Source organism: Methylibium rhizosphaerae (assembly GCF_006386545.1).
In the GTDB taxonomy this organism is placed as follows: Bacteria; Pseudomonadota; Gammaproteobacteria; order Burkholderiales; family Burkholderiaceae_C; genus Pseudorivibacter; species Pseudorivibacter rhizosphaerae.
Window position 1 is genome coordinate 327,340 of the sequence record NZ_SWAR01000004.1, and the last position, 25,382, is coordinate 352,721.

Genomic DNA, 25,382 nt, shown 5'->3' on the forward strand with positions numbered 1-25,382 from the left:
TCCCCCTTGGTCAGGCGCCCATCGCCTGCCTCACCTCTTCGAGCAGCCTCGCGGCCTCGCCGCCCTGCACCCGGGCGATGTCGTCCTGGTACTTCAGCAGCACGCCGAGGGTGTCGTTCACCACCGCCGGGTCCAGCACCAGCGCATCCAGGGCCAGCAGCGCACGCGTCCATTCGATGGACTCGGCGATGCCCGGCAGCTTGTAGAGCTCCATGCGGCGCAGGCCCTGCACGAAGGCCACCACCTGCCGCGAAAGCGCCGCTCCCGCTCCCGGCACGCGGCGGCCCAGGATGGCCAGCTCGCGCGCGGCGTCCGGGAACCCCACCCAGTGGTAGAGGCAGCGCCGCTTCACGGCGTCGTGGATCTCGCGGGTGCGGTTGGAGGTGAGCACCACGATCGGCGGCTGCGCCGCAGCCACCGTGCCGAACTCGGGAATGGTGATCTGGAAGTCCGACAGCACTTCGAGCAGGTAGGCCTCGAACGGCTCGTCGGCACGGTCGAGCTCGTCGATCAGCAGCACCGGCGGCACCGGCTGCGCCGGATCGATGGCCTGCAGCAGCGCCCGCTTGATGAGGAAGCGCCCGGAGAACAGCTGCTCGCCCAGCGCCTCGCGCGACAGGCCCTCGCGCTCGGCCAGGCGAATTTCCATCATCTGCCGCGCGTAGTTCCACTCGTAGGCGGCGCCGCTCTGGTCGAGCCCTTCGTGGCATTGCAGGCGGATCAGCGGCCGGCCGAGCATCGTGGCCACCGTCTTGGCGATCTCGGTCTTGCCGGTGCCGGGCTCGCCTTCGAGGAACAGCGGACGGGCCAGCTCGAGCGCCAGGAACAGGGCCGTCGCGAGCGACCGCTCGGCCACGTAGTCGTGGTCGAGCAGCGCCTGCGACGTTTCGTCGATGCTGGCGGGCAGCGCTCCTGGCGGCAGCATGCTGCGGCGTCAGCCTGCGGCGATGACCGCGCGCCGCGCCAGCACCGGAATCAGCGCAGCCCGGTAATCCGCCGAGCCGTGCAGGTCGCTGTTCAGGTCCTTGGACGGCACGGCCACCGCGTCGCACGACTCGGGCGCCCACTTCGCCGCCAGCTTGTCTTCGAGCGCCTTCACCCGGAACACGCAGGCCCCGGCGCCGGTGACCGCCACCCGAACGCCGGCCGGACCCTTGCTCACGAACACACCCACCAGCGCAAAACGCGAGGCCGGCTGCGCGAACTTGACGTAGGCCGCCTTGTCGGCCGCCGGGAAGCGTACCGCGGTGATCACCTCGCCCTCCTGCAGCGCCGTCTCGTACAGCCCCTTGAAGAAGTCGTCGGCCGCGATGCTGCGGTGGTCAGTCTGGATGGTGGCGCCCAGGCCCAGCGCGGCGGCCGGCCAGTCGGCCGCCGGGTCGCTGTTGGCCAGGCTGCCGCCCAGGGTGCCGCGGTTGCGCACCTGGCGGTCGCCGATGCCTTCGGCGACCGCCACCAGCGCCGGCACGGCCTGCATCACGTCCTTCGACGCGGCCACCTCGGCATGGGTGGTCATGGCGCCGATCACCAGAGCGGCGCCGTCGCGCCGGATGCCCTTGAGCTCGGCGATCCGGCCCAGGTCCACCAGCGACGCCGGCTCGATGAGGCCCAGCTTCATCGAGCCCAGCAGCGACTGGCCGCCGGCGATCAGCCTGGCATCGGCGCCCTGCGCCAGGCGCACGGCATCCGCCACGCTGGCGGGGGTCTGATAGGCGAAGGTTTGCATGTCGAGCCTCCTTTAACGGGATGCCTGGATGGCGCGCCACACGTTGTACGGCGACGCGGGCATCGGCAGGTCCTTCACGCCGATGGCGTTGCACACCGCGTTGATCAGCGCAGCCGGCGAACCGATGGCTCCGGCCTCTCCGCAGCCCTTCACGCCCAGCGGGTTGTGCGTGCACGGCGTGCCCTTCACCGTCTCGACGGTGAAGCTCGGCAGATCGTCGGCGCGCGGCATCGCGTAGTCCATGTAGCTGCCGCTCAGCAGCTGGCCGGTGTCGCCGTCGTACACGCCGTGCTCGAGCAGCGCCTGGCCGATGCCCTGCGCCAGCCCGCCGTGCACCTGGCCCTCCACGATCATCGGGTTGATCACGTTGCCGAAGTCGTCGCAGGCGGTGAAGCGGTCCACCCTCACCGCGCCGGTGGCCGGGTCCACCTCCACCTCGCAGACGTAGGTGCCGGCCGGGTAGGTGAAATTGGTGGGGTCGTAGAAGGCGTTCTCGTTCAGCCCCGGCTCCAGCTTGTCGAGCGGGTAGTTGTGCGGCACGTAGGCGGTGAGCGCCACCTGCGCGAACGGCACCTTCTTGTCGGTGCCCGCCACCTTGAACTCGCCGCCGGAGAACTCGATGTCGGTGTCGGCCGCTTCCATCAGGTGGGCGGCGATCTTCTTGCCCTTGGCGATCACCTTGTCGACCGCCTTCACGATCGCGGTGCCGCCCACCGCCAGCGAGCGCGAGCCATAGGTGCCCATGCCGAACAGGATCTTGCCGGTGTCGCCGTGCTGGATGTCGACGTCGTCGATGCCGATGCCCAGCTTGTCGGCCACGACCTGGGCAAAGGTGGTTTCGTGGCCCTGCCCGTGGCTGTGGCTGCCGGTGAAGATGGTCACCTTGCCTGTGGGGTGCACCCGCACTTCGCCCGCCTCGAACAGGCCCGCGCGAGCGCCCAGCGCCCCGGCGATGTTGCTCGGCGCCAGCCCGCAGGCCTCGATGTAGGCCGAATAGCCGATGCCGCGCCTGAGCCCCTTCCCTTCGCTGGCCTTCTGCCGGGCCGCGAAGCCCTTCACGTCGGCCAGCTCGATCGCGCGGCTCATCGTGGCTTCGTAGTTGCCGGTGTCGTAGGTCAGGCCCACCGGCGACGCATACGGGAACTCGTGGATGAAGTTGCGGCGGCGGATCTCGGCCGGGTCGATGCCGAGCTCGTGCGCCGCGGTTTCCACCAGGCGCTCCACCACGTAAGTGGCCTCGGGCCGGCCGGCACCGCGATAGGCATCCACCGGCGCGGTGTTGGTGAAGACGCCGGTCACCTCGCAGAAGATCTTCGGCGTGGTGTACTGCCCGGCCAGCAGCGTGGCGTACAGGATGGTCGGCACGCTGGACGCGAAGGTCGAGAGATAGGCGCCGAGGTTGGCGGTGGTGTGCACCCGCATCGCGAGGAACTTGCCGTCCTCGCCGCATGCGAGTTCGGCAGTGGTCACGTGGTCGCGGCCATGTGCGTCGGCCAGGAAGGCTTCGCTGCGGTCGGCGGTCCACTTGATCGGCCGCGCGAGCTGGCGGCTCGCCCAGGTGATCGCGGTTTCCTCGGCATAGAGAAAGATCTTCGAGCCGAAGCCGCCCCCGACGTCGGGCGCCACCACCCGCATCTTGTGCTCGGGGATGCCCAGCACGAAGGCGCACATCAGCAGCCGCTCGACGTGCGGGTTCTGGTTGGCCACGTAGAGGGTGTAGCTGTCGTCGCCCGGGTTGTAGCTGGCGTTGGCGGCGCGCGGCTCGATGGCATTCGGGATGAGCCGGTTGTTCCGGAACGAGAGCCGCGTGACGTGCGGCGCGGCGGCGAAGGCGGCATCGGCGCCGGCCTTGTCGCCGATGGCCCAGGTGTAGCAGACGTTGTCGGGCGCCTCGTCATGCACCGCACCCTTCGCGCCCTTGGCGGCGGCCGTGTCGGCCACCGCGGGCAGCTCGTCGTAGTGCACGTCCACCAGCGCGGCCGCGGCCCGCGCCTGGTCGAGCGTCTCGGCCACCACCAGCGCCACCGGGTCGCCCACGTAGCGCACCTTGCCGTCGGCCAGGATGGGGTGCTTCGGCTCCTTCATCGGCGTGTTGTCGGTGCTGGTGATGAGCCAGCCGCACGGCAGCCCGCCCACGCTGCGGAAATGCTCGCCGGTGTAGATGCCCAGCACGCCGGGCAATGCGCCGGCGGCCTGCGTGTCCACGCCCTTGATGCGCGCATGCGCATAGGGCGAGCGCACGAAGCAGGCATGGGTCTGCCCCGGCAGCACGATGTCGTCGGTGTACTGGCCGCGGCCGGTCAGGAAGCGCGCATCTTCCTTGCGCTTGACGCTCTGGCCGATGAGGCCTTGTTGAGGTGCGTTCATGGTGGAAGTCCTCTCATCTCGATCGCCGCGCCGGCGGTCGGGGTGTCGTCACTTCATCATCCGGGCGCCCTGCTGGACCGCCTTGACGATGTTCTGGTAGCCGGTGCAACGGCAGAAGTTGCCGTCCAGCCCTTCGCGGATCTGCTGCTCGGTGGCATGCGGGTGGTGCTGCACGAGGTCCACCGCGCTCATCACCATGCCGGGCGTGCAGAAGCCGCACTGCAGCCCGTGGCACTCCTTGAAGGCGGCCTGCATCGGATGCAGCTCGCCGTTGGCGGCCAGACCTTCGATGGTGGTGACCTGCGCGCCTTGCGCCTGCACCGCGAGCATGTTGCAGGACTTCACCGCATGGCCGTCGAGGTGCACGGTGCAGGCGCCGCACTGCGCGGTGTCGCAGCCGACGTGGGTGCCGGTCAATCGCAGGTCTTCGCGCAGGAAGGTGACCAAGAGGGTCTGCGGTTCGACCTGTCGGGTGACGGTCTTGCCGTTGACCTGCAGCGTGAGCGTGAGGGCCATGGCCTTTGTCTCCTGTGGCTGTGGCCGCAGCGTGTTTCACCGCGGCCTTGTTGGCTGTGGAGCGGATCGCAAGAAGAAAGAGAAGCGCGAGCCATCCTAGGACGCCGCCTTGCGCCGTTCTGCCGCGCAAAAACCCCTACCCGGGCGCCGGTTGGACGAGGCGCGGCCACAATTCGGCCGGCATTGCAGCCTCACCTGTTCCGTTTTGGCGCACCGGCCGCATGCCTGCGAGGGGCACCTGTCGTCATGGACAACGTCGATCTGAACATCCTGCGCCAGGTGGTGCAGTGGCAAGCCGCCGGGCACCGCGTGGTGCTGGGCACCATCACCCGCACCTGGGGCTCGGCGCCGCGGCCGGTGGGCTCGGTGATGGCGATCCGCGACGACGGCCAGGTGGCGGGTTCGGTATCGGGCGGCTGCATCGAGGACGACCTCATCGCCAAGGTGCGCGCCGGCGCCCTGCAGCTGGCTGCGCCCCAGGTGGTGGTGTACGGCGTGGGCGCCGAGGAGGCCACCCGTTTCGGGCTGCCCTGCGGCGGAACGCTCGAGCTGGTGCTGGAGCCCTTGTCCGCATCGTCGCTGGTACCGGCGCTGCTCGAGCGGCTCACTCAGGGCGAGCTGGTGAAGCGCACGCTCGACCTGAAGACCGGCGCGGTCCGGCTCGACGCCCCGGACGGCGGCGACCTGGTGCGTCTCGGCGAGACGCAGCTCATCACCACGCATGGGCCGCGCTGGCGCCTGCTCATCATCGGCGCAGGGCAGATGACCCACTACCTCGCGCAGATGGCGCAGGCGCTCGACTACGAAGTGATCATCAACGACCCGCGCGATGAATACGCGAGCGGCTGGACGGTGCCCGGCGCCCGCCTCGTGCGCAGCATGCCCGACGACACCGTGGCCGAACTCAAGCCCGACGGCCACACCGCCATCGTGGCGCTGACGCATGACCCGAAGCTCGACGACCTGGCGCTGATGGAGGCGCTGAAGTCCGAAGCCTTCTACGTCGGCGCCATCGGCTCGCGGGTCAACCAGTCCAAGCGGCGTGCTCGGCTGAAGGAACACTTCGACGTGACCGATGAGCAGCTCGCACGGCTGCACGGCCCCATCGGCCTGAAGAACGGCGCCCGCACGCCACCGGAGATCGCGGTGTCCATCCTCGCGGAGATGATCGCAGTGCGGTATGGCTACAGCATCCCCGAGCCGGTGGGCCCTGGCGATGCGATCGAGGCAGGCTGCGCCGTCTGAGGCGGCGGGCTTCAGCGCCAGCGCAACGAGTACCGCAGCTGCAGGAAGTTCTCGCCGGGGTTCGGGTGGCTGATGCCGCCGTTCGAGAAGTGCTCGAAGCGCAGCGCCAGTTCATGCCGCCCCTGCGGGCCGAAGTTGCGGCCGACGGCGATGTGGTCGGCAAAGTTGAAAGCCGTGCTGAAACGTTTGTCGCGGCTTTCATAGACCGGCATCGTGAAAGTGAGACCGATGGCGGCTTCGGCGAACCAGGGCGATGCGCCGCCGCTCGGACGCCAGCGGAAGGTCGGCGTGAGCGCCACCTGCGTGACGACGGCCGACTCGCGCCCGTTCAGCGCCGCCGGTGCGCTCCAGTGGCCCAGGGCCAGCTCCCAGTAGCCGCCCACTTCACCGCCCCAGAGCGACCAGCGCCGCTGCCATGGCCAGGTCACGCCGGCGGTGAACGCGCGCGTGTCGGTGTCGGTTTCGCCGTACTGCACGAAGCCGGTGGAAGGCATCCAGCCGGGCACATCGCCGGCTGCCTCCTGTTGCGCATGCGCGCGGAGCGGCACTGCCGCGCACCACACGCACACCAAAGCCCGCAGCCATGCTGCGCGGCCCGGTACCGCCACATCAGAAGCATCGGGTCGCATGCCGGGATTCGGCAAGCTCCATGCCTTGCGGCTTGCTGCTTGCGGCCCCGGCGGGTCCAGAATGCGCGAGTCGCACCGAGCAGGAGAAGTGGCCGTCGATGAAGATCGCCCTGCTGTCGGACCTGCACCTGTCCCTGCAGCCGCTGGAACTTGCGCCCACGCCGGCCGACGTGGTCGTGCTGGCAGGCGACCTGGGCCGCCCCGACACGGCCGTCGCCTGGGCGCGCGAGTGCGCGCAGCAGCATGGCGCCCGGCCGGTGCTGTTCGTCGCCGGCAACCACGAGTTCTACGGCAGCGACCTCGCGAGCGCGATGCACCGGCTGCGCGATCTGGCGCAGGGCAGCCCGGTGCGGGTGCTGGAGCAGGACGAGTGGCATCACGCGGGCGTGCGCTTCCTCGGCTGCACCTTGTGGTCGGACCATCGCCTGTTCGAATCGGCGCAGCAGCGCGACGAGGGCCTGGCGATGTCGATGCGGCTGATGCGCGACTTCTCGCGCATCCGCATCGCACCGGACTTTCCGGAGCCCTTCTCGCCCGCGGTGGCGCAATTGCTGTTCGACCGCTCGGTGGCCTGGCTCGAGACCCGCTTCGCGCAGCCGCACGACGGGCCCACCGTCGTGGTCACGCATTTCGCGCCGTCGCGCCGGAGCATTGCGCCGCGCTTTGCCGGCTCGCCCATCAACACCTGCTTCGTGTCCGATCTCGAGGCGCAGATCCTGCGCTGGCAGCCGGTGCTGTGGCTGCACGGCCATACCCACGACAGCTTCGACTACCGCATCGGCCGCACCCGCGTCGTGGCCAACCCGCGCGGCTACGTGCTGCATGGCGAAGTGGAGAACCGCGCGTTCGACCCGGCGCTGGTGCTCGACCTCGATGCGGCGTTAAAGACGGCTTAACGACCGCGGGCCAGCATGCGCGCCGGCGTCCGCGGCTCGCGGGCGCTGCCCCCTCAAGCGCATCCGCATCCAACCCATTGGAGAGAACACCCATGCCTCGTGCTACCACCCTGTCGCGCCTGCTGCTGGCTGCGGCCGCCGTGTCGCCCGCCGTCCAGGCCCAGGAGCCGGCTTCGAACGAATGGCGCTTCAGCCTCGGCGCCGCCGTCGCCAGCGTGCCCGAGTTCCCCGGCAGCGACCAGCAGAAGACGCGCGCCGTGCCGATCTTCAGCGCGAGCTACGGCCGCTACTTCCTCGGTCCGGTGCCTGGCGGCGGCCCGCTGGGCATCGGTGCCACGCTCTACGAAGCCGGCGGCCTGCGTCTGGGCGCCGCCATCAGCTCCGACATCGGCAAGCTGCGCGAGGAAAACGACGACCCGCGCCTGGCAGGGCTCGGCGACATCGAACGCACGCAGCGGGCGCACCTGTTCGCCAGCTACGGCTTCGGCCGCTACAAGCTCAGCGCCGGCGTGGCACCCGACATCGGCGGAAAGGACCTCGGCACGCTGGTGTCGCTGGAAGCCGAGGCGATGTTCCAGCCGGCCGACCGCTGGTCGCTCGCCGTGGGGCCGGGCCTCACCTGGGGCAACCAGCGCTACATGCGCACCGTGTTCGGGATCGACGCGCAGCAGTCGGCCCGCTCTGGCCGCGCGGTGTACGACCCGGGCGCCGGCGTGGGCCTGGTCCGTCTGTCCGGCACGCTCAACTACCAGCTCGACGCCCACTGGAACCTCGGTGCGCGGCTGTCGTTCGGCCGCCTGCAGGGCGACGCGGGCGACAGCCCGCTGGTGTTCGACAAGTCGCAGACGAGCGGGCTGCTCTACGCCAGCTATCGGTTCTGAGGCTGCCTGCGGGGCGGCTAAAGTCGGCGGCCATGCAAGACCTCGACTTCCGCCTGCCCGCCTTCGAATCCGCCCTCGCCGAGCTGCCGCCCTCCCCGGGCGCGGCCGTGGCCCATGACGAGCACTACTGGGACCTCGTGCGCCGCCTGTACGACGTGGCGCGCGAGCCGGCCAACCTGGAGCAAGGCTACTGGGGCGTGATGGCCGAACCGGTGAAGGCGATGTTCCATCACTGGACGGATCGCGTGAACCGCGAGAACACGCTGCTCGTGCGCGATCGCTGGCCCGCCCTGCAGGAAGGCGTGCGGCAGCAGGTGGCCCAGGCGCTGGGCTGCGCCACGGAAGAGGTCGCCCTCACCCGCGGTGCCTCGGAGGCGATGTTCGCGCTGATCGGCGGCTTCAACCGCCTGGCGCCGGGCGACACGGTGCTGTATTGCGACCTCGACTACCCGGCCACCCGCAACGCGATGGCATGGCTGCGCGAGCGGCGCGGGGTGGTGCCGGTGCAGATCACCATGCCCGAGCCGGCCAGCCGCGAAGGGGTCATCGCCGCCTATGCGCAGGCCCTGGCGCAGCACCCGCGCACCCGCCTCGTGCTGCTCACCCACCTGTCGCACAGCACCGGCCTCGTGATGCCGGTGCGGGAGCTGTCTGCACTCGCGCACGAAGCGGGCGCGCAAGTGATCGTGGATGCGGCGCACTCGTGGGGCCAGCTCGACTTCGACGCGCCCGACCTGGGCGCGCCGTATGCGGGCTTCAACCTGCACAAGTGGGCCGGTGCGCCGCTGGGCAACGGCTGCCTGTACGTGAAGCGGGGGGCGGTCGCCGGCATCGACCGCTGGTTCGGCGACCGCGACTGGGGTGAAGACGACGTGCGCTCCCGCATGCACACCGGTTCGCCCAGCTTCGCCGCCTGGCTCACACTGCCGGCGGCGCTGCAGCTGCACCGGCACATCGGCGCAGCCACCAAGGAAGCCCGGCTGCGCGCGTTGCGCCACCACTGGGTGCAGCGGGCCCGCACGCTGCCGGGCGTCCAGGTCCTCACGCCCGATGACGCACTCTCCTGCGGCGGCATCACCTCGTTCCGCCTGGCAGGGCGCACGTCGGAAACCGACAACGAAGCCCTCGTGCGACGGCTGCGCGACGAGCACGGCGTGCTCACCGTGCGGCGCGAAGGGCCGGCAGCCGGCCAGTGCGTGCGGGTGACGCCGGCCTTGCACACCACGCTGGCCGAACTGGACCGGCTGGTCGACGGCCTGCGCGCGATCACCGCGGCCGGCTGACGGCCGGCCCTGCCGCCGGCCCCACCCGCACCCGCACCCGCGTGCCGCGGCCCGGCGCGCTGTCGATGTCCAGCGTGCCGCCGAGCAGGCCGGCGCGCTCTTCCATCCCGAGCAGGCCGTAGCCCGTGCGCGGGCTGCTGGCATCGAAGCCCACGCCGTCGTCAGTCACGCTGAGGCACCACTCGTCACCCTCCGCGTGCAAGGCAACGCTCGCACGCGTGGCCTGCGCATGCCTGCGCACGTTGGTGAGCGACTCCTGCGTGATGCGGAACAGCATGATGCCCACGTCGGGGCACAAGTCGTTGGCCGCTGGGTCGACGTCGACCTCGCACGGCAGGCCGGTGCTGCGGGTGAACTCGGCGGCCAGCCAGTCGATGGCGGCAGAGAGGCCGCCATCCAGCGCCGGCGGCCTGAGGTCGGACACCAGGCCCCGCACGGTGGCCACCAGCCGGTCGACCCGCTCCTGCATTTGCTGCCAGCTTTGCGGCGCCAGTGCCTCCCCCGAACCGGTGCGGATGCGCAGCACCGACACCTCCATGCGCAGGGCAGCGAGCTGCTGGCCCAGCTCGTCGTGCAGTTCGCGCGCCACCCGCTTGCGCTCCTCCTCGAGCGATCGGGCGTTGTGCGCACCGAACTCCCGCAGCGCCTTGCGCGAGGCATCGAGCTCCTCGGTGCGCAATTCGAGTTCCTGCGTGCGTCGCGACACCTGCTCGCGCAGCTCGGCGGCTCGCTGCTGCAGCAGTCGCGTGCGCAAGCGGACGAGCGAGCCCACCAGCAACAGCGCCAGCGCCAGCATGGCGGCCCGGAAGGCCGTGGTCTCGAACCAGGCCGGCTGCACGTGCAGCGGCCAGCGGGCAGTGGTCCATTCACCGGAGCGGTTCGCCGCCTTCACTTCCAGCGTGTATTCGCCGGGCGGCACGTTGGTGTAGCGCGCCGCCCGCAATTCGGCGCTCGACGCCGTCCATGACTCTTCCAGGCCCACCAGCCGGTAGGCGTAGCGGGTGCGCTCCGGGGCCGAGTAGTCGAGCAGCGCGAAGTTGACCTGGACCGCACGCTGCGAAGGGCCCAGCGTGATGCCCGAAGCCTCCACCGGCTGCCCGTCGCCGTCGGCCAGCCGGATCGGGGCCTTGAAACGCCAGGGCTGGAATCCATCCGGGTGCACGACGGCCAGACCGTCGCCGCCGAACAGCAGCTCGCCGGCAGGCGTGGCCGCTGCCGCCGACGTGTAGTACACGCGCTGGCCCACGCCGTCGGCCTTCTGGAGCAATGCCGTGTCCAGCGTGTCGCGGTCGATGCGCAGGATGCCGTTGTCCGCGCTCACCCACGCATGCCCTTGTGCGTCGAGCAGCAGGGCGTTGGCTGCGTTGTTCTGCAAGCCCTCGTCATGCCCGACGTGCCGCACCCTCGGTGCCGAGCCGTCGACGCCGGGCTCGACGATGAACACGCCGCCGCCATAGAAGGCCGCCCACAGCCGGCCCCGCTTGTCGTGCACGATGGCCGTGACCATGTTGCTCGACAGGCCGGCAACGCCCTGCACCTCCAGTTGCGGCCGCTCGACGCGCCCGGTGTCGGGCCGGTAGCGCAGCAGCCCGGTCCAGGTGCCCACCCACAGCGAGCCGTCGTCGTGGCAGCCGAGCGCGGTGATCGCCTCGCGCTTCAACGCCGGGTCGCCGGCGGGCTGCGCCACCGGCTCATTGGCCGACAGGTCGATGCTGTGCAGCCCCTCCTGCCCGCCCAGCCACAGCCGGCCGCCGGCCACGCACAGCGACCTGACCAGCGAGTTCTGGCCCAGGCCCCGGACCTTCACCCGCTCGACGCGACGGCCGCCGTCCCGCGCCCGGTACAGCCCGAGGCCCGTGCCGATGTACACGCTGCCGTCCGGCGCGCCGACCATGCGCAGCACCATGCTGGCGGGCAGCGCGTTGCCCGGCTGGCCGTCCTGCGGCAGCAGGCGATGCCTGGCCCTGCCATCGGCCGCCACGATGTCGATGCCGCCGCCGCCGCTGCCCAGCCAGACGCTGCCATCGGGCTGCGCGAGGAGCGCGGTGACCCCGGTGCGGGCGCCGCCGAGCAGACCGGCATCGCCGCCGTACCACGCCGACACGACGCGCTGGCCGGGATCATGCGAATCGAGCAGGCTGGGCCCGGCGGCCCACATGAGGCCGCTGCGGTCACGCAGCAGCACCGGCACGTTGTCCTTCGCGAGGGTGGCCGGGACGTCGGGTTCATGGCGCAGCTGCCGGGTCGTCCAGGTGCGCGTGTCCACCTGCACGATGCCCTGAGCCCAGGTGCCCAGCCACACCTCATGGTCGCCTGCCTCGGCAATGGCAGCGACCCATTGGGTCTCCAGCCCCTTGCCGTCGCTGCGTTCGGTGTCGCGCACTGGGCGGGCCGATGCGGCACCAGGCTCGATCACGAAGGCGCCGGTGGCGCGCGTGCCGATCCAGATGCGTCCGGCGCTGTCCTGCACCACCCGCCGCACTTCGACGGCGGCCCGGGCCCGGCCTTCCAGCGGCACCGGCTCGAAGGCAGCGGCGCCCCCGCGCAACACGTACAGCCCTTCACGCGTGCCGACCCACAGATGGCCGCCGCGATCGGCGAGCAGCGCGAACACCCGCTGCACCGGCAGGCCGGGCGGGATGGAACCTTCCGCATGGCGCCCCACGACACGGCCGGTGGCGAGCTCCAGCTGGTCGAGCCCGGCAGCGGTGCCCACCCACAGGCGGCCCGCCGCATCGTCGGCGAGCGCCAGCACCCGCGGGCTGCTCAGCCCCCGAGGCCCTGCGCCGAGGGTCCAGAAGCGGCCGTTCGTCTTGTCGAGCCGCCCCAGGCCGCCGCCGTTCGCACCCAGCCAGAGGCGGCCCTGGCGGTCCTCGTGCAGCACGTTGACGTAGCCGGTCGACGGGCTACCGGGCTTGGAGGGGTCCGCGACGTAGCGCTGAAAGCCATAGCCGTCCCAGCTGGCGAGGCCGGTCTGCGAAGCGATCCACATGAGGCCTTCGCGGTCCTGCAGCATCGCGGCCGGCACGATGTCGCCGGGCAGGCTGACGTGCCGGAACACCGGGACGGCGTCACGCTCCCAGGCACTTGCCGCCAGCGCGCAGGCCCATGGCAGCGCGAGCAGCCACAGGCACAGGAAGCGGCGCGCCGCGGCGATGTATGTCATGGGGCAGGCCGGCATCCGCCGGATCGTGCCATGGCAGCGCCGCGGCCCAGCCCACCGGGGCTGCCTGCGGCGCCAAAAACATCACGCGGCGGCGCCGGGGGCCTGCATCAGGTCGGCCATTGCCTCGCGGGGAATCAGCGCGCCGCGGTGCTGGATCACCCGTGCGGCCAGCCGGTTGCCCAGCAGCGCCGCATCTTGCGCGCTGCCGCCCGGCAGCCGCACGCTCAGGTAGCCGGCAGCGAAGGAATCGCCGGCGGCGGTGGTGTCCATCACCCGGGCCACCGGCTCGGTGGGCACTTCCACCAGCGGCTCCCGGCCGCACCGGACCAGCGTGGCCTGCCGGCCGCGCTTGACCACCACCTCGGGGCAAGGCAGCGCCAGCGCCCGGGCCACCGCCACCTCCAGGCCGGGCAACGCATGCAGCGCCTGGTGGTCGTCGGCCGTGACCAGCGCCAGCGTCGCCAGCTCGAAGGCCTCGGCATAGGCGGCCAGCGCCTCCTCGTGTCGCGGCCACAGGCGCGGCCGGTAGTTGTTGTCGAACACCACCGGCTTGCCGCGCCCGCGCAGCCGGCGCATCAGCCCGAAGAGGCGTTCGCGCCCGGCCGCCGGCAGGATGGCCAGGCTGATGCCGCTCAGGTACAGCGCGTCCAGCGTGTCGCAGGCGGCCTCCAGCGGCGAGGGCTCGGCGGCGTCGAAGTAGGCCCTGGCTGCGCTCGTGTCGCGCCAGTAGCTGAAGCTGCGCTCGCCGTTCGGGTCGACGTCGATCATGTAGAGCCCGGGCATGCGGCCCGGCACCCGCCGCACCAGGTCCACTGCGACGCCTTCGTCCGTCCAGCGCTGTACGAGGCCGTCGCTCAGCGGGTCGTCGCCCAGGCCGGTGGCATAGGTCGTGTCGATGCCCCGCGCCTCGCCGCACCGCGCCAGGTAGACGGCGGTGTTGAGGGTGTCGCCGCCGAATGTCTGCTGCAGCGTGCCGAAGGCCTGCCCCTGCAACTCGAGCATGCACTCGCCGAACAGGGCGACCCGCTGTCGGTTGGGCTCCATGGACTCCCCAGGATTTATTTGGAACGATGTTTCGATACTCTGCGAAAGGCGTACCGACTTGCCACCGGGATCGACCCGGAGTCCCATTCCGGGTCGTTGTCAGACAACATCATTTCAAGCACGGAAGCCCTTGCCCAACTTTTTCTCTGGCGCATCGGTGGGTTTCCCCTAGACGTCTTGGCGCTCCATTTCGATACGCTGGCGGAGTTGTACGACAACGTATCACTATGGAATCCATGAAAGCTACGCCCGCTCCCGCCCGCCTGCTGCTCACCGGCGCGGCCGGCACGCTCGGCCGTGCGCTGCGAGACCCGCTGCGCTCGGCCTGCCAGCACCTGCGCCTGTCCGACCTGAAGCCGATGGAAGGCCCCTGGGCGCCCGATGAAAGCTTCGTCGCCTGCGACCTGGCCGACCGCGCCGGCATGCTGGCGCTGCTGCGGGACGTGGACGCGGTGGTGCACCTGGGCGGCGTGTCGGTCGAGACACCCTTCGATCCCATCCTCTCGGCCAACATCCTGGGCATCTTCCACCTGTACGAGTCGGCAAGGGTGAACGGCGTGCGCCGCATCGTCTTCGCCAGCTCCAACCATTGCACCGGCGCCTACCCTCGCAGCGAGCGCCTGCAGGTGACCGACCCGCCCCGGCCCGATGGCTACTACGGCGTGAGCAAGCTGTTCGGCGAGCACATGGCGCAGCTGTACTTCGACCGCCACGGCATCGAAACGGTGTGCCTGCGCATCGGCAGCGCCACGCCGCAACCGGCGGACAAGCGCGGCCTGTCCACCTGGATCAGCCTGCGCGATCTCACCCAGCTCGTGCTGCGCTCGCTGTCGGCGCCCGGCGTCGGCTGCAGCATCGTGTGGGGCGTGTCGGCCAATTCGGCAGCGTGGTGGGACAACGCGGCTCCGGCCCGGCGGGTGGGCTATGTACCGCAGGACTCGTCGGACGCCTTCGCGGCCCAGGTGCTGGCGCAGCCGCTGCCCGACTACGAACGCGACCCGGCCTCGGCGACCGCGCGCCTGCAGGGCGGCAGCTTCGTCGGCGTGGGCCCCTTCCCCACCTTCGGCGAGGAGCGCGAGCCGTGAGCGTTGCCGTCGAGGTCGCCGTGGACGTGCGCTGCCGCGTCGGGGAAAGTCCGCTGTGGGACGTGCGCGATGCCTGCCTGCACTGGGTCGACATCAGCGGCCAGGCCGTATGGCGCCACGACCCCTCCGCCGGCCGCACCACCCGCTGGAGCACGCCCGAGCCGGTGGGCTGCATCGCGCCGCGCGCCAGCGGCGGCTTCATCGCCGCCATGCAGACCGGCGTCTACGCCTTCGAACTCGGCGAAACGCTGGCACCCCGGCTTCTGGCCGCCGCGCAGCATCCCGCACCGCAGCGCTTCAACGACGGCCGCTGCGACCGCCAGGGCCGCTTCTGGGTCGGCAGCATGTTCCCCGACCCGGCCCAGGCCCGGCGCAACGGACGGCTCGCCCGGCTCGACGCCGGCACCTGGGCACCTCCGCTGCTCGAAGACATGATCGTGCCCAACGGCCTGGCCTTCAGCCCCGACGGCCGCACGCTGTATGCGAGCGACTCGCACGCCACCGTCGCCACGGTGTGGGCCTTCGACTACGACCCCGACACCGGTCGCGCAAGCAGGCAGCGCGCCTTCATCGACAAGCTGCCCGCCGGCCGGCCCGACGGCGCGGCGGTCGATGCCGACGGCTGCTACTGGATCTGCGCCAACGACGGCGCCGCAGTGCTGCGCTACACGCCGGGCGGCCGGCTCGACCGGCGCATCGACCTGCCGGTGGCCAAACCCTCGATGTGCGCCTTCGGAGGCGCGCAGCTCGACACCCTGTACGTGACGTCGATACGCCCTGACGGCGACGGCGCCTTGGCACAACCCCTGGCCGGCGCGGTGTTCGCCTGCCGGCCAGGGGTGCGTGGCCTCGTGGAACCCGCCTACGCGGGCTGAAGCGAGCAGCGCCCTACCCCAGCTCCAACACCACAGACGGAGACAGCGACATGAACCGGAAGACCTCCCTCGCCGCCGCGCTGGCGCTCGCCTTGCCGGCACTGGCTTCGGCCATCGAGTTCCGCTCGGCCGACATCCACCCCGACGGCTACCCCACCGTCGAAGCCGTCAAGTTCATGGGCGAGCAGCTCAAGAAGCTGACCGGCGGCAAGCACTCGATCAACGTGTTCAACAACGGCAAGCTCGGCAACGAGAAGGACACGATCGAGCAGACCAAGCTTGGCGCCATCGCCATCGCGCGGGTCAACATCGCGCCGATGAACAACATCTGCCCGGCCACCATCGTGCCGACCATGCCCTTCCTGTTCCGCAGCACCGAGCACATGCGCAAGGTGCTCGACGGCCCGATCGGCGAGGAGATCCTGAAGAGCTGCGAGGCGCAGGGCTTCGTCGGCCTGGCCTACTACGACAGCGGCGCGCGTTCGATCTACACGGTGAAGAAGCCGGTCAAGACGGTGGAAGACACCAAGGGCATGAAGATCCGCGTGCAGCAGTCGGACCTGTGGGTCGCGCTGATGGAGGCGATGGGCGCCAATGCCACGCCCATGCCCTTCGGCGAGGTGTACACGGCGCTGAAGACCGGACTGGTGGATGCGGCCGAGAACAACTACCCGTCGTTCGAGAGCTCGCGCCACTTCGAGGTGGCCAAGTACTACTCGAAGACCGAGCACTCGATGGCGCCCGAGGTGCTGCTGTTCTCGAAGCGGGTGTGGGACGGCCTCTCGCCCGACGACCAGAAGGCGCTGCGCCAGGCCGCCAAGGACTCGGTGCCCCACATGCGCAAGCTGTGGGACGAGCGCGAGGCCAAGTCGCTGGCCACGGTGAAGGCCGCCGGCGCCGAGATCATCGAAGTGGACAAGGCCTCGTTCCGCAATGCGGTGAAGCCGGTGTACGTGAAGTTCCTGCGCGAGCCCAAGCTGCTCGACCTGGTCAAGCGCATCCAGGAAACGCAATAACCACCTGAGGGCGGCGCGCCCGGACAGCGGGCGCGCCGGAGTCTTCTATGTACACAAGAATCTGCGCCACGCTGGCGCGCTGGTGCATGTGGGTCGGCGTGGTCGGCCTGGTGCTGCTGATCGTTGCTGTGGCAGTGCAGGTGTTCGGCCGCTACGTGCTCAACAGCACCCCCACCTGGGCCGAAAGCCTCGCGCTGCTGCTGGTGCTGTACGTCACGATGCTGGGCGTGGCCGCGGGCGTGCGCGACGCCGGCCACATCGGGCTCGAGTCCTTCCTGGTGCTGCTGCCCGAGAAGCAGCGCCTGCGCTTCGAGATGCTCATCCATGTGCTGGTGGCCTGCTTCGGCGCGCTGATGGCCTGGTACTGCCTGATGCTCGGCATCTCGGTCATGGACTACAAGCTGCCCACGCTGGGCGTTTCCGAATCCCTCCGCTACTGGCCCGCGGCGATCGCGGGTGTGCTGATCGTGCTGTTTTCCATCGAACACCTCATCGCGCTCGTGCAGGGCCGCGCCGTGGAGCCCTCATGGCACTGACCCTGCTCAGCCTTTCGTTCCTCGCCTTCCTGGTGCTCGGGGTGCCGGTCGCGTTTTCGATCGGCTTGGCGGCCATCGCGGCCATCCTTTACGAAGGACTGCCGCTCGAAGTGGTGTTCCAGCAGATGACCTCGGGCATGAACGCGTTCTCGTTCCTGGCCATTCCGTTCTTCATCTTCGCCGGCGAGCTGATGATGTACGGCGGCATCGCCGACCGCATCGTCGCCTTCGCCAAGAGCGTGGTGGGCCACATCCGCGGCGGGCTGGGCATGTCGAACGTGGTGGCCTGCACGCTGTTCGGCGGCGTGGCCGGTTCGCCGGTGGCCGACGTGTCGGCGATGGGCTCGGTGATGATCCCGATGATGAAGCGCGAGGGCTATCACGCCGACTATGCAGTCAACGTGACGACCCATGCGGCACTGGTGGGCGCGCTCATGCCCACCAGCCACAACATGATCATCTACACCCTGGCCGCAGGCGGGAAGGTGTCGATCGCCGCGCTCATCCTCGCCGGCCTGCTGCCTGCGGTGCTGCTCACGCTGTGCAACCTCGGCGCGGCCTACTACGTGGCCATCCAGCGCGGCTATCCGGCCGGCACCTTCCCGGGCTGGAGCATCGTCGCGCGGTCGCTGGCGGCTTCGCTGCCGGGGCTGTTCGTGGTGGTGGTGATCCTGGGCGGCATCCTGTCGGGCGTGTTCACCGCCACCGAGTCGGCCGCCGTCGCGGTGATCTATGCGCTCGCGCTCACCGTGCTGGTGTACCGCTCGCTGAAGTGGGAGGACTTCCTCAAGGCGGCGGCCAAGGCGGTCAAGACCACCGGCGTGGTGCTGCTGCTGATCGGCGTGTCGGCCAGCTTCGGCTACCTCATCAGCCTGTACGGCGTGGCCGAGCTCACCGGGCGCATGCTGGGGGCGATGACTGACAACCCCTGGATGATCTTCCTGCTGGTCAACATCATCCTGTTCCTGCTCGGCACTTTCCTGGACATGGCGGCCACCATCCTGATCTGCACGCCGATCTTCCTGCCGATCTGCATGCACTACGGCATGAGCGAGGTGCAGTTCGGCATCATGCTGCTGATCAACTGCGCACTCGGGCTCAACACGCCGCCGGTGGGCACGGTGCAGTTCATCGGCTGTGCGATCGGCGGTGTGTCGGTCGGCACGGTGATGCGCACCATCGCGCCGTTCTACGGGGCGCTGCTGCTGGCCTTGCTGCTGGTGACCTACGTGCCGGCGTTCTCGATGTGGCTGCCCACGGTGGTGCTGGCCAAGTGAAAGTGACTTGACTTGTGCCCGCGCCGGCAGATGCCGGCGCGGCGGGCGCGCGATGGCCGGGCGCCTGAACAGCGCCCGGTGCCTCCTTGCGGCAAACGCTACAGGCCGGGCCGCTACAACCTGCCCATGAGGAACAGCACGAGCAGCACGACCAGCACCAGGGCCAGGCCGCCGCTGGGGTAGTAACCCCAGGAGCTGCTGTAGGGCCAGGTGGGCAGCGCGCCGACGACCAGCAGCACCAGCACGATCAACAGCAAGGTGGTGAGCGACATGGGGAGTCCTTTCTTCGCGGGTTGACACCTGCGCTCCTTCCGGTGCGTCGCAGGCAACGTGCCTGCCCGCGGGAACGGCAATTGCGCCGTGCAGTGGAGACATCCGCTACAGGAGGCAACAAATGCCGCGTGCGCTGTGGAAAGGCGCCATCACCTTCGGGCTGGTCCACATCCCGGTCGGGCTGTACCCGGCCGCCCGGGAGCACAGCATCGACTTCGACTGGCTCGACCGCCGCTCGATGAAGCCGGTGGGCTACAAGCGGGTCAACAAGGCCACCGGCCGCGAGGTGTCGAAGGACGACATCGTGCGCGGCCTGGAAGTCGAGGACGGGAAGTACGTGGTGCTGTCGGACGACGAGATCCGTGCCGCCAACTCGGCCGCCACCCAGGCGGTGGAGATCCAGGCCTTCATCGATGCCGGCGACGTGTCACCGGTCTACTTCGAGCGGCCCTACGTGCTGGCGCCGGCGGCACGCGGTGAAAAGGTCTACCGGCTGCTGCGCGACGCGCTGAAAAAGAAGCGGCGCGTGGGCATCGCGCAGGTGGTCATCCAGTCGAAGCAGCACCTCGCGGCACTGATCCCGATGGGCGATGCGCTGGTGCTCAACACGCTGCGCTGGGCCGACGAGCTGCGCTCGCTCGACGACCTCGCACTGCCGCGCGGCAGCGGCAGCAAGAAGGACGCGCCCGGTGAACGCGAGATGCAGATGGCCGAGCAGCTGATCGACGACATGAGCGAGAAGTGGCAGCCCGAGCAGTACGAGGACCACTTCAAGGACGACATCATGGCGCTGGTGCAGCGCAAGCTGAAGGAAGGCAAGGCCCGGCGCGTCGAGCCCTTGCCGGCCGCAGCAGAAGAAGGCGGCGGCGCCGAAGTCATCGACCTCACCGAGCTGCTCAAGCGCAGCCTGGGCGGCAAGGCAGGAGCGAAAGAGGACGGGGCCGCGGAAGCCGCGCCGCGAAAGAAGGCGCGCCGCAGTGCCGCCGGCAAGAAGACCACCTCGGCACGCAGGCCGGCCGCCCAGCGCGCCCGCGCCCGGGCCTGAGCGGGCCAGGCCATGGCAAGCAGACAGCACAGCACCGAGCCCGCCGTGCGAGGCGTGCGCATCACTCACCCGGACCGGGTGATCGATCCGGCCTCGGGCGCCACCAAGCTGGAGCTCGCGCGCTACTACGAGAGCGTGGCGGCCCACGCGCTGCCCCACCTGAAAGGCAGGCCGGTGGCGCTGGTGCGTGCGCCCGACGGCGTGGAAGGCGAGCTGTTCTTCCAGAAGCACCTGCAGCAGCTTTCGATTCCCAGGCTGCGCGAGCTCGACGTTTCGCTGGACCCGGGCCATGCGCCGCTCATGGTGATCGACAACACGACCGCCCTCGTGGGCGCGACGCAGATGGGCACCGTCGAGCTGCACACCTGGAATGCGGTGCACACATCCATCGAGAAACCCGACCGGGTGGTGTTCGACCTCGACCCCGGTGCCGGCCTGCCGTGGGCTCGCATGGTCGAGGCGGCCGAGCTCACGAAGACGCTGCTCGACGAGCTGGGCCTCGTCAGCTTCCTGAAGACCAGCGGCGGCAAGGGCCTGCACGTGGTGGTGCCGCTCGCGCGGCGCCACACCTGGGAGCAGGCCAAGGCCTTCGTCAAGGCGGTGGCCCAGCACATGGCGGCCACGCTGCCGCAACGGTTTTCGGCCAAGGCCGGCCCGCGCAATCGTGTCGGCAAGGTGTTCGTGGACTACCTGCGCAACAGCCGGGGTGCCACGTCGGCGGCGGCCTTCTCGGCACGCGCCCGGCCGATGCTGCCTGTCTCGGTGCCGATCGCCTGGGAAGAGCTGGTCGAGCTTCGCGCGGCCAACCAGTGGAACATCCGCAACCTCGCTCAGCGGCTGCGCGACCTCGAAGGCCGCGACCCGTGGGCCGGCTACACGGGCACGCGGCAGACGCTGCACGAAGCGATTCGTCACCTGGGCCTGGACGAAGCCGCCGCCGAAGATGGCCCGACCCGGCCCGTGCCGGCGCGCACCGGCCGCCCCCAATGGCACAGCGCTTCCGGCAGGGGTTCGCGATGACATGGCCGCATGAGGAACCGTTCGATACCGACATCGAGGGCCGCTGGGCCCAGGGTCGCTACGACACGCCCGCGCAGGGTTTGCCGGACAGCGCGCGCATCCCGAGCCCGACCATCACAGCCGGCGCGCCGATGTGAAGGCCCTCGTAAAAAAGAAGGCAGCACGTTTTCGAGGCGTGCCGCCCGCGGTGGGACCCGAAGTCCCTAAGCGTGGCGCCGGCGCTTCTCCACCGCCGGCAGCCGCATCATCTGGCGGTATTTCGTGACGGTACGCCGGGCCACATTCAGGCCCTGGCGTGCCAGCTGGCGCGCGATCTGCGCGTCGGACACCGGATCGGCCGCATCTTCGGCCTCGATCATTTCGCGGATCACGCTGCGGATGGCGGTGGCCGAACAGGCACCGCCGCTCGCGGTAGGCAGAGCGCGCGAGAAGAAGTACTTGAGCTCGAACACGCCCAGCGGCGTGGACATGTACTTGTTGTTCGTGACGCGCGAGACGGTGGATTCGTGCAGCCCCAGTTCCTGCGCAATCTCGCGCAAGCCCAGCGGCTTCATGGCCAGCGCGCCGTACTCGAAGAAGTTGAGCTGGTGCCGGATGATGGCGTTGGCCACGTCGAGGATGGTGGTGAAGCGCTGCTCCACGTTGCGCAGCGTCCAGCGCGCTTCCTGCAGGTGGGCAGCCAGCGCCGAATGGCTCGAGTCGCGGTACTTCTGGAAGAGCTCCGCATATGCCTGGTTGAGCTTGACCTTGGGCACCACGTCGGGGTTGAGCGCGGCGATCCAGTGGCCGCCCTTGCCGCGCCGCACGATCACGTCGGGCGTCACGTAGCGGGTATCGGCCGAGCCGAAGCGCCAGCCGGGCCGCGGGTCGAGATGGCGGATGCGTTCGCACAGCGCCTCGACCTGCGCGACGCTGCAGCCCAGCGCCTGCGCCATGTGCGGGACGTCGCGCATGGCCAGCCGCTCGAGCTGCTCGCTGACGATGCGGCAGGCGAGCTGGCGCTCTGCCGGGTCTTCGAACTGGCGCAGCTGCAGCAGCAGGCATTCGCGCACGTCGCGCGCGCCCACGCCGCTGGGGTCGAGCGACTGCACCAGCTTCAAGGCCACGTTGAGCTCGTCGAGATCGAGCGGCGGCGACAGCTCGGCCACTTCGGCCAGGTCCGGCAGGCCCACCCGCAGGTAGCCGTCATCGTCGAGCGCCTCGATCACCAGCCCCACCAGCGCCCGGTCGCGCTGCGACAGGGGCATCACGCTGGTCTGGCCGTGCAGGTGCTGACGCAGCGACACGTCGGCCGCCATCATGTCCATCAGGTCGGTGTCGCCTGAAGACGATGCCGGCGCAAGGCGGGCCTCGCCCCGCCCGGCCCACAGGCCGCGTTCCTCGAGCGGCTCGAAGCTTTCGGGACTGGCCGTCGAGGGCACCTCGGGCTCGGCTGCCGGCTGCTGCGCCGCCTCGAGCGCGGGCGAGCGCGTTTCACTGTCCTCTTCGAGGAAGGGGTTGTTGCCGACGGCCTGGCGCACTTCCTGTGCGAAGTCGAGCGACGAGAGCTGCAGCAGGCGCACGGCCTGCTGCAGCCTGGGGGTGAGCGTCTGATGCTGCTTTTGTTCAGCACGCAGCGTCTGTGCTTGCATTCCTTCTCCTGCGAGATTCCACGATTCCCGCGCCCCGGACTGCCCGATGGGCCTCCCCGCACAGTGGGTTGCTTAACGCAACACCCGTGCCGGACTCGCAGCAGAGCCCACTTGTATCGCCATGCTTCAGTACCGCATGCGGATCACCGCATGCAGCCGTGCATTACGTCGGTTTTGGGTAGGCAATCGAGCGACAAGCAGGCTCGATCCCATGCAAAGAAGCGATCGCTTGCGGCAAGAAGTTCAGCGCCGGCCGCGCAGCGTGCGCTCGTAGGTCTCGTCGAGCACCGGCCCGCGGTCGGTATCGCTGCGGCCCTCGGCCAGGTCGTCGTGGGCGCGCCTGATCACCTCGCGCGGAGCGGTCTCCTGGCTGTCGGACGATTCGTCGTGTTCATGCGGCAGGCGTGTGTCGACGCCGCCGTCGTCGCCGGCGAGGTGCTGGGTGGTGGCACCGCCCGGCGAGCGCCGCCGCGCCGGCGGCGTGGCCTGCGGCGAAGGGGGCATGGGCGAGGTGCGTTGCGGCGTTCGAGAGGTCTTCGACATGGCAGGGGCTCCGGGCCGCAGGCTGCGGCGCATCAACCGGTGGGCGGCAAGCCCCGTTCCTCTGCGGTGTCGTCCACGGCGTGCGCCTGCGGGCGCACGCCCTCGAGCGTCCAGGCCACTGCGGCCCCCAGCAGCAGGATCTGTGTGGAGTAGTAGACCCACAGCATCACTACTGCGAAGGAGCCGGCCGCCCCGAAGCTGGAGGTCACGCTGACACGGCCCAGGTAGAGCCCGATCAGGTGCTTGCCCACCGCGAAGAGCAGCGCGCTGGTGACCGCCCCCACCGCCACCGAATGCCAGCGCGGCGCCCTGTCGGGCAGCCAGCGCAGGAAGGCCGCGAAGGCGGTGCTCAGCAGCAGCGCTGACAGCACCACGTCGACGATGCCGATGAGCTGCGCGAGCAGGGGATACAGCTTCTGCAGGTAGCCGCTCACCGCGGCCAGCACCGCGCTGGCCACGAGCGACACGATCAGCAGGAAGCCGAAGCCCAGCACCAGCGCGAAAGCCATCAGCCGCGCGCGCAGGAAGGCGCCGATGACCGAGGCCGGCGTCTCCACGCGGCCCATGCGGTTGAGCGCAGTGCGCAGCTGTGCAAAGACGCCGCTGGCGCCCACCAGCAGCGTGCCCACGGCGATGAGGCCGGCGGTGCCGCTGCTGTTTTCGCGCCAGGCCGAAGCGATCATGCTTTCGATGCCTTGCGCGGCATCGCGCCCGACCAGGCCCTGGATCTCGCCGACGATCTGCCCGCGCGCCGCTTCCACGCCGAAGATGACGCCCGCCAGCGCGATGGCGATCACCAGCAGCGGGGCCATCGCGAACATCGAATAGAACGCGATCGCCGCGCCCAGTTGCGCGCCTTCCTCGGCGATCCACAACTTCACGGCCGACACGCCCACCTGGAAGGCGCGGCGTGACCGCCATCCGAGCTTCAGGCCGGCTGCTTCTCGCACTGCCATCGCCGCATCACGTCGGCCATGGTGCGGCCCTGCCGGTACTGCAGGTGCCAGGCGAGCCGGCGCTGCCAGTCGCGCCGCACCATGGCGTCGTCGGCATCGCCGGGCTGCAGCTCGAAGCGCAGCAGCGGGCCGCTTTCGACCTCGGTGCGGTCGATCATGGCGTTGCGGCCCAGGCTGGCCAGCCGGTCGAACATGCCGTCGCCCGAATACGACAGGCGGCGACTGCGCACCGGGCTGCCCTGAGGCAATGCGTAGATGTGCTGCGGCTCGATCGCGTAGCGCAGAGGCGTCGAGCACAGGGCCCGGCGGAAGGCGGGGCTCATCGCCCTGCGCTCGGCCACCAGCCCGAGCAGCGGCCAGCGGCGCGAGGCGAACCAGCGCAGCGCCGCCCGCACCCGGGCGATGGCGGCTTCATCGTCGGCCGCTTCGCGCTCGTTGCCCTGCGCCGCGGCGAGTTCGTCGCCGCATTCGAGCCGTTCCTGCATTTCGTCGATGAAAGCGGTGTTGCCCTCGTCTTTCATGGCACCGGGTGCGAGCGCCAGCGTCAGCGGCAAGGCCGCCACGTCGCCGATCGCGTCGATCACCCGCTGGCACGCCCGCCACGTGGCGGGCTGTACGCCGTGCAACACCACTGCAAGTTCAGCACCCATGTATTTGCTCCGGTCCAGACGTGCGAGTAACGCCGCGTGAAGAATGGTCACGGGGCGCAAGGAGAGGTGTGGACATGGGGCAAGCCACGTGCCGTCGGACGCCCAGCCCAGGCCCGGCGCGGCTCGGGCACGCGGTCTGCCGCAATCGGGATGCCGCTGCGGGCCCCGTGCCTGTGGCTCGCGATGTCCGAAACATCCTTCTGGAGGCAACGCCCATGCGCAACGACCACGTCGTGGAAGTACTCAACGAACTGATCGAAACCTGCAAGGACGGTGAGCAAGGTTTTCAAAGCTGCGCCAGACATGCGGAGTCCGACGAGCTGAAGAGCCTGTTCGCCACGCGCGCCGCCGACTGCAGCCAGGCGGCGTCCGAATTGCAGACGCAGGTGATCCAGTGCGGCGGCCGCCCCGCCAGCCATGGCACCGCCAGCGGTGCATTGCACCGAGGCTGGGTGGCGCTGCGCAGCTCGGTCTCGCGCTATGACGACGTGGCGATGCTTGAGGAGTGCGAGCGCGGTGAAGACGTCGCACTCGACCGCTACCGCGAGGCGCTGGAAGAGCCGCTGCCGCCCGATGTGCGCAGCATGGTGGAGCGCCAGTTCCACGGCGTGCAGCGCAATCACGACCAGATCAAGGCGCTGCGCAACCGGGTGGGTGCGTGATGCGACGCGCTGCCGTTTCGCTGGCGGCCGTGTGCCTGGCCTGCGTCGCAGCCGCGGGTG

General features: G+C 70.0%; 25 protein-coding genes. 13 read left to right on the plus strand and 12 right to left on the minus strand.

Features of this window, described 5'->3' with window-relative positions; translation table 11 throughout:
• Nucleotides 1-10: 10 nt before the first annotated feature.
• The 4 genes from E8D38_RS05150 to E8D38_RS05165 are packed head-to-tail and all read right to left on the minus strand — an operon-like array spanning nucleotide 11 to nucleotide 4,609.
• Nucleotides 11-925 (minus strand): AAA family ATPase, encoded by a 915-nt coding sequence (locus E8D38_RS05150; RefSeq protein ID WP_140626647.1) that lies wholly within the window; start codon nucleotides 923-925, stop codon nucleotides 11-13.
• 9 nt (nucleotides 926-934) lie between these two features.
• Nucleotides 935-1,726: an FAD binding domain-containing protein gene (locus tag E8D38_RS05155; RefSeq protein ID WP_140626648.1), complete on the minus strand. Its 792-nt coding sequence runs from the start codon at nucleotides 1,724-1,726 to the stop codon at nucleotides 935-937.
• Nucleotides 1,727-1,738: 12 nt separating this feature from the next.
• Nucleotides 1,739-4,093, minus strand: a complete 2,355-nt coding sequence (locus E8D38_RS05160; protein ID WP_140626649.1) for a xanthine dehydrogenase family protein molybdopterin-binding subunit — start codon at nucleotides 4,091-4,093, stop codon at nucleotides 1,739-1,741.
• Nucleotides 4,094-4,141: 48 nt separating this feature from the next.
• Complete coding sequence (locus tag E8D38_RS05165; protein WP_140626650.1) at nucleotides 4,142-4,609, minus strand: (2Fe-2S)-binding protein; 468 nt, start codon at nucleotides 4,607-4,609, stop codon at nucleotides 4,142-4,144.
• A gap of 246 nt (nucleotides 4,610-4,855) precedes the next feature.
• On the opposite strand from E8D38_RS05165, the gene E8D38_RS05170 reads away from it, so the two are divergent.
• Nucleotides 4,856-5,854, plus strand: a complete 999-nt coding sequence (locus E8D38_RS05170; protein WP_140626651.1) for an XdhC family protein — start codon at nucleotides 4,856-4,858, stop codon at nucleotides 5,852-5,854.
• 11 nt (nucleotides 5,855-5,865) lie between these two features.
• On the opposite strand, the gene E8D38_RS05175 is transcribed toward E8D38_RS05170, so the two are convergent.
• Nucleotides 5,866-6,402, minus strand: a complete 537-nt coding sequence (locus tag E8D38_RS05175; protein ID WP_181178933.1) for an acyloxyacyl hydrolase — start codon at nucleotides 6,400-6,402, stop codon at nucleotides 5,866-5,868.
• Between the two features lie 179 nt (nucleotides 6,403-6,581).
• On the opposite strand from E8D38_RS05175, the gene E8D38_RS05180 reads away from it, so the two are divergent.
• The 3 genes from E8D38_RS05180 (at nucleotide 6,582) to E8D38_RS05190 (ending at nucleotide 9,543) form a co-directional block, all read left to right on the plus strand.
• Complete coding sequence (locus E8D38_RS05180; protein WP_140626653.1) at nucleotides 6,582-7,379, plus strand: metallophosphoesterase; 798 nt, start codon at nucleotides 6,582-6,584, stop codon at nucleotides 7,377-7,379.
• Nucleotides 7,380-7,471: 92 nt separating this feature from the next.
• Nucleotides 7,472-8,260 (plus strand): MipA/OmpV family protein, encoded by a 789-nt coding sequence (locus E8D38_RS05185; protein WP_140626654.1) that lies wholly within the window; start codon nucleotides 7,472-7,474, stop codon nucleotides 8,258-8,260.
• A 32-nt stretch (nucleotides 8,261-8,292) separates the two neighbouring features.
• Entirely contained in the window at nucleotides 8,293-9,543 is a 1,251-nt protein-coding gene (locus tag E8D38_RS05190; RefSeq protein ID WP_140626655.1) for an aminotransferase class V-fold PLP-dependent enzyme, read from the plus strand.
• On the opposite strand, the gene E8D38_RS05195 is transcribed toward E8D38_RS05190, so the two are convergent.
• Entirely contained in the window at nucleotides 9,527-12,709 is a 3,183-nt protein-coding gene (locus E8D38_RS05195; RefSeq protein WP_181178934.1) for a sensor histidine kinase, read from the minus strand. The two genes, E8D38_RS05190 and E8D38_RS05195, sit on opposite strands and share 17 nt — an antisense overlap.
• Nucleotides 12,710-12,790: 81 nt before the next feature.
• The gene (locus E8D38_RS05200; protein WP_140626657.1) at nucleotides 12,791-13,753 is read right to left on the minus strand and encodes a sugar kinase; all 963 of its coding nucleotides are present in this window, start codon (nucleotides 13,751-13,753) and stop codon (nucleotides 12,791-12,793) included.
• A 236-nt stretch (nucleotides 13,754-13,989) separates the two neighbouring features.
• Between E8D38_RS05200 and E8D38_RS05205 the strand changes: the two genes are divergently transcribed.
• The 5 genes from E8D38_RS05205 to E8D38_RS05225 are packed head-to-tail and all read left to right on the plus strand — an operon-like array spanning nucleotide 13,990 to nucleotide 18,542.
• Complete coding sequence (locus E8D38_RS05205) at nucleotides 13,990-14,838, plus strand: NAD-dependent epimerase/dehydratase family protein (RefSeq protein WP_140626658.1); 849 nt, start codon at nucleotides 13,990-13,992, stop codon at nucleotides 14,836-14,838.
• Nucleotides 14,835-15,713, plus strand: a complete 879-nt coding sequence (locus E8D38_RS05210; protein WP_140626659.1) for an SMP-30/gluconolactonase/LRE family protein — start codon at nucleotides 14,835-14,837, stop codon at nucleotides 15,711-15,713. The genes E8D38_RS05205 and E8D38_RS05210 overlap by 4 nt, the downstream gene beginning before the upstream one ends.
• 50 nt (nucleotides 15,714-15,763) lie before the next feature.
• Entirely contained in the window at nucleotides 15,764-16,729 is a 966-nt protein-coding gene (locus E8D38_RS05215) for a TRAP transporter substrate-binding protein (RefSeq protein ID WP_140626660.1), read from the plus strand.
• 47 nt (nucleotides 16,730-16,776) lie between these two features.
• Nucleotides 16,777-17,265 (plus strand): TRAP transporter small permease, encoded by a 489-nt coding sequence (locus tag E8D38_RS05220; RefSeq protein WP_140626661.1) that lies wholly within the window; start codon nucleotides 16,777-16,779, stop codon nucleotides 17,263-17,265.
• Nucleotides 17,256-18,542 carry a TRAP transporter large permease gene (locus E8D38_RS05225; RefSeq protein ID WP_140626662.1) on the plus strand — a complete coding sequence of 429 codons (1,287 nt, stop codon included), beginning with the start codon at nucleotides 17,256-17,258 and terminating at the stop codon, nucleotides 18,540-18,542. Before E8D38_RS05220 ends, E8D38_RS05225 begins: the two co-directional genes overlap by 10 nt.
• Nucleotides 18,543-18,655: 113 nt before the next feature.
• Here the strand turns inward: E8D38_RS05225 and E8D38_RS05230 are convergent, their stop codons facing one another.
• Entirely contained in the window at nucleotides 18,656-18,814 is a 159-nt protein-coding gene (locus E8D38_RS05230) for a DUF3309 family protein (protein ID WP_140626663.1), read from the minus strand.
• Nucleotides 18,815-18,936: 122 nt separating this feature from the next.
• Between E8D38_RS05230 and ku the strand changes: the two genes are divergently transcribed.
• Genes ku through E8D38_RS28195 form a run of 3 tightly spaced genes read left to right on the plus strand, consistent with a single transcriptional unit; the run spans nucleotide 18,937 to nucleotide 21,017 of the window.
• A complete protein-coding gene (gene ku / locus E8D38_RS05235; RefSeq protein WP_140626664.1) occupies nucleotides 18,937-19,860 on the plus strand; it encodes a non-homologous end joining protein Ku in 924 nt (307 codons plus the stop codon).
• A 12-nt stretch (nucleotides 19,861-19,872) separates the two neighbouring features.
• A complete protein-coding gene (gene ligD / locus E8D38_RS05240) occupies nucleotides 19,873-20,880 on the plus strand; it encodes a non-homologous end-joining DNA ligase (RefSeq protein WP_140626665.1) in 1,008 nt (335 codons plus the stop codon).
• On the plus strand, nucleotides 20,877-21,017 hold the full coding sequence (locus tag E8D38_RS28195) for a hypothetical protein (RefSeq protein ID WP_181178935.1): 141 nt from the start codon (nucleotides 20,877-20,879) through the stop codon (nucleotides 21,015-21,017). The genes ligD and E8D38_RS28195 overlap by 4 nt, the downstream gene beginning before the upstream one ends.
• Before the next feature lie 66 nt (nucleotides 21,018-21,083).
• Here E8D38_RS28195 and E8D38_RS05245 read toward each other — a convergent pair whose 3' ends face one another.
• The 4 genes from E8D38_RS05245 to E8D38_RS05260 all read right to left on the minus strand — a co-directional run bounded on the left by E8D38_RS05245 (nucleotide 21,084) and on the right by E8D38_RS05260 (nucleotide 24,660).
• Complete coding sequence (locus tag E8D38_RS05245; RefSeq protein WP_140626666.1) at nucleotides 21,084-22,511, minus strand: RNA polymerase factor sigma-54; 1,428 nt, start codon at nucleotides 22,509-22,511, stop codon at nucleotides 21,084-21,086.
• A 243-nt stretch (nucleotides 22,512-22,754) separates the two neighbouring features.
• On the minus strand, nucleotides 22,755-23,054 hold the full coding sequence (locus E8D38_RS05250; protein ID WP_140626667.1) for a hypothetical protein: 300 nt from the start codon (nucleotides 23,052-23,054) through the stop codon (nucleotides 22,755-22,757).
• Between the two features lie 32 nt (nucleotides 23,055-23,086).
• Nucleotides 23,087-24,010 (minus strand): YihY/virulence factor BrkB family protein, encoded by a 924-nt coding sequence (locus tag E8D38_RS05255; protein WP_140626668.1) that lies wholly within the window; start codon nucleotides 24,008-24,010, stop codon nucleotides 23,087-23,089.
• Complete coding sequence (locus tag E8D38_RS05260) at nucleotides 23,983-24,660, minus strand: hypothetical protein (protein WP_140626669.1); 678 nt, start codon at nucleotides 24,658-24,660, stop codon at nucleotides 23,983-23,985. The genes E8D38_RS05255 and E8D38_RS05260 overlap by 28 nt, the downstream gene beginning before the upstream one ends.
• A 215-nt stretch (nucleotides 24,661-24,875) precedes the next feature.
• Between E8D38_RS05260 and E8D38_RS05265 the strand changes: the two genes are divergently transcribed.
• A complete protein-coding gene (locus E8D38_RS05265) occupies nucleotides 24,876-25,322 on the plus strand; it encodes a ferritin-like domain-containing protein (protein ID WP_140626670.1) in 447 nt (148 codons plus the stop codon).
• Nucleotides 25,323-25,382: the final 60 nt, after the last annotated feature.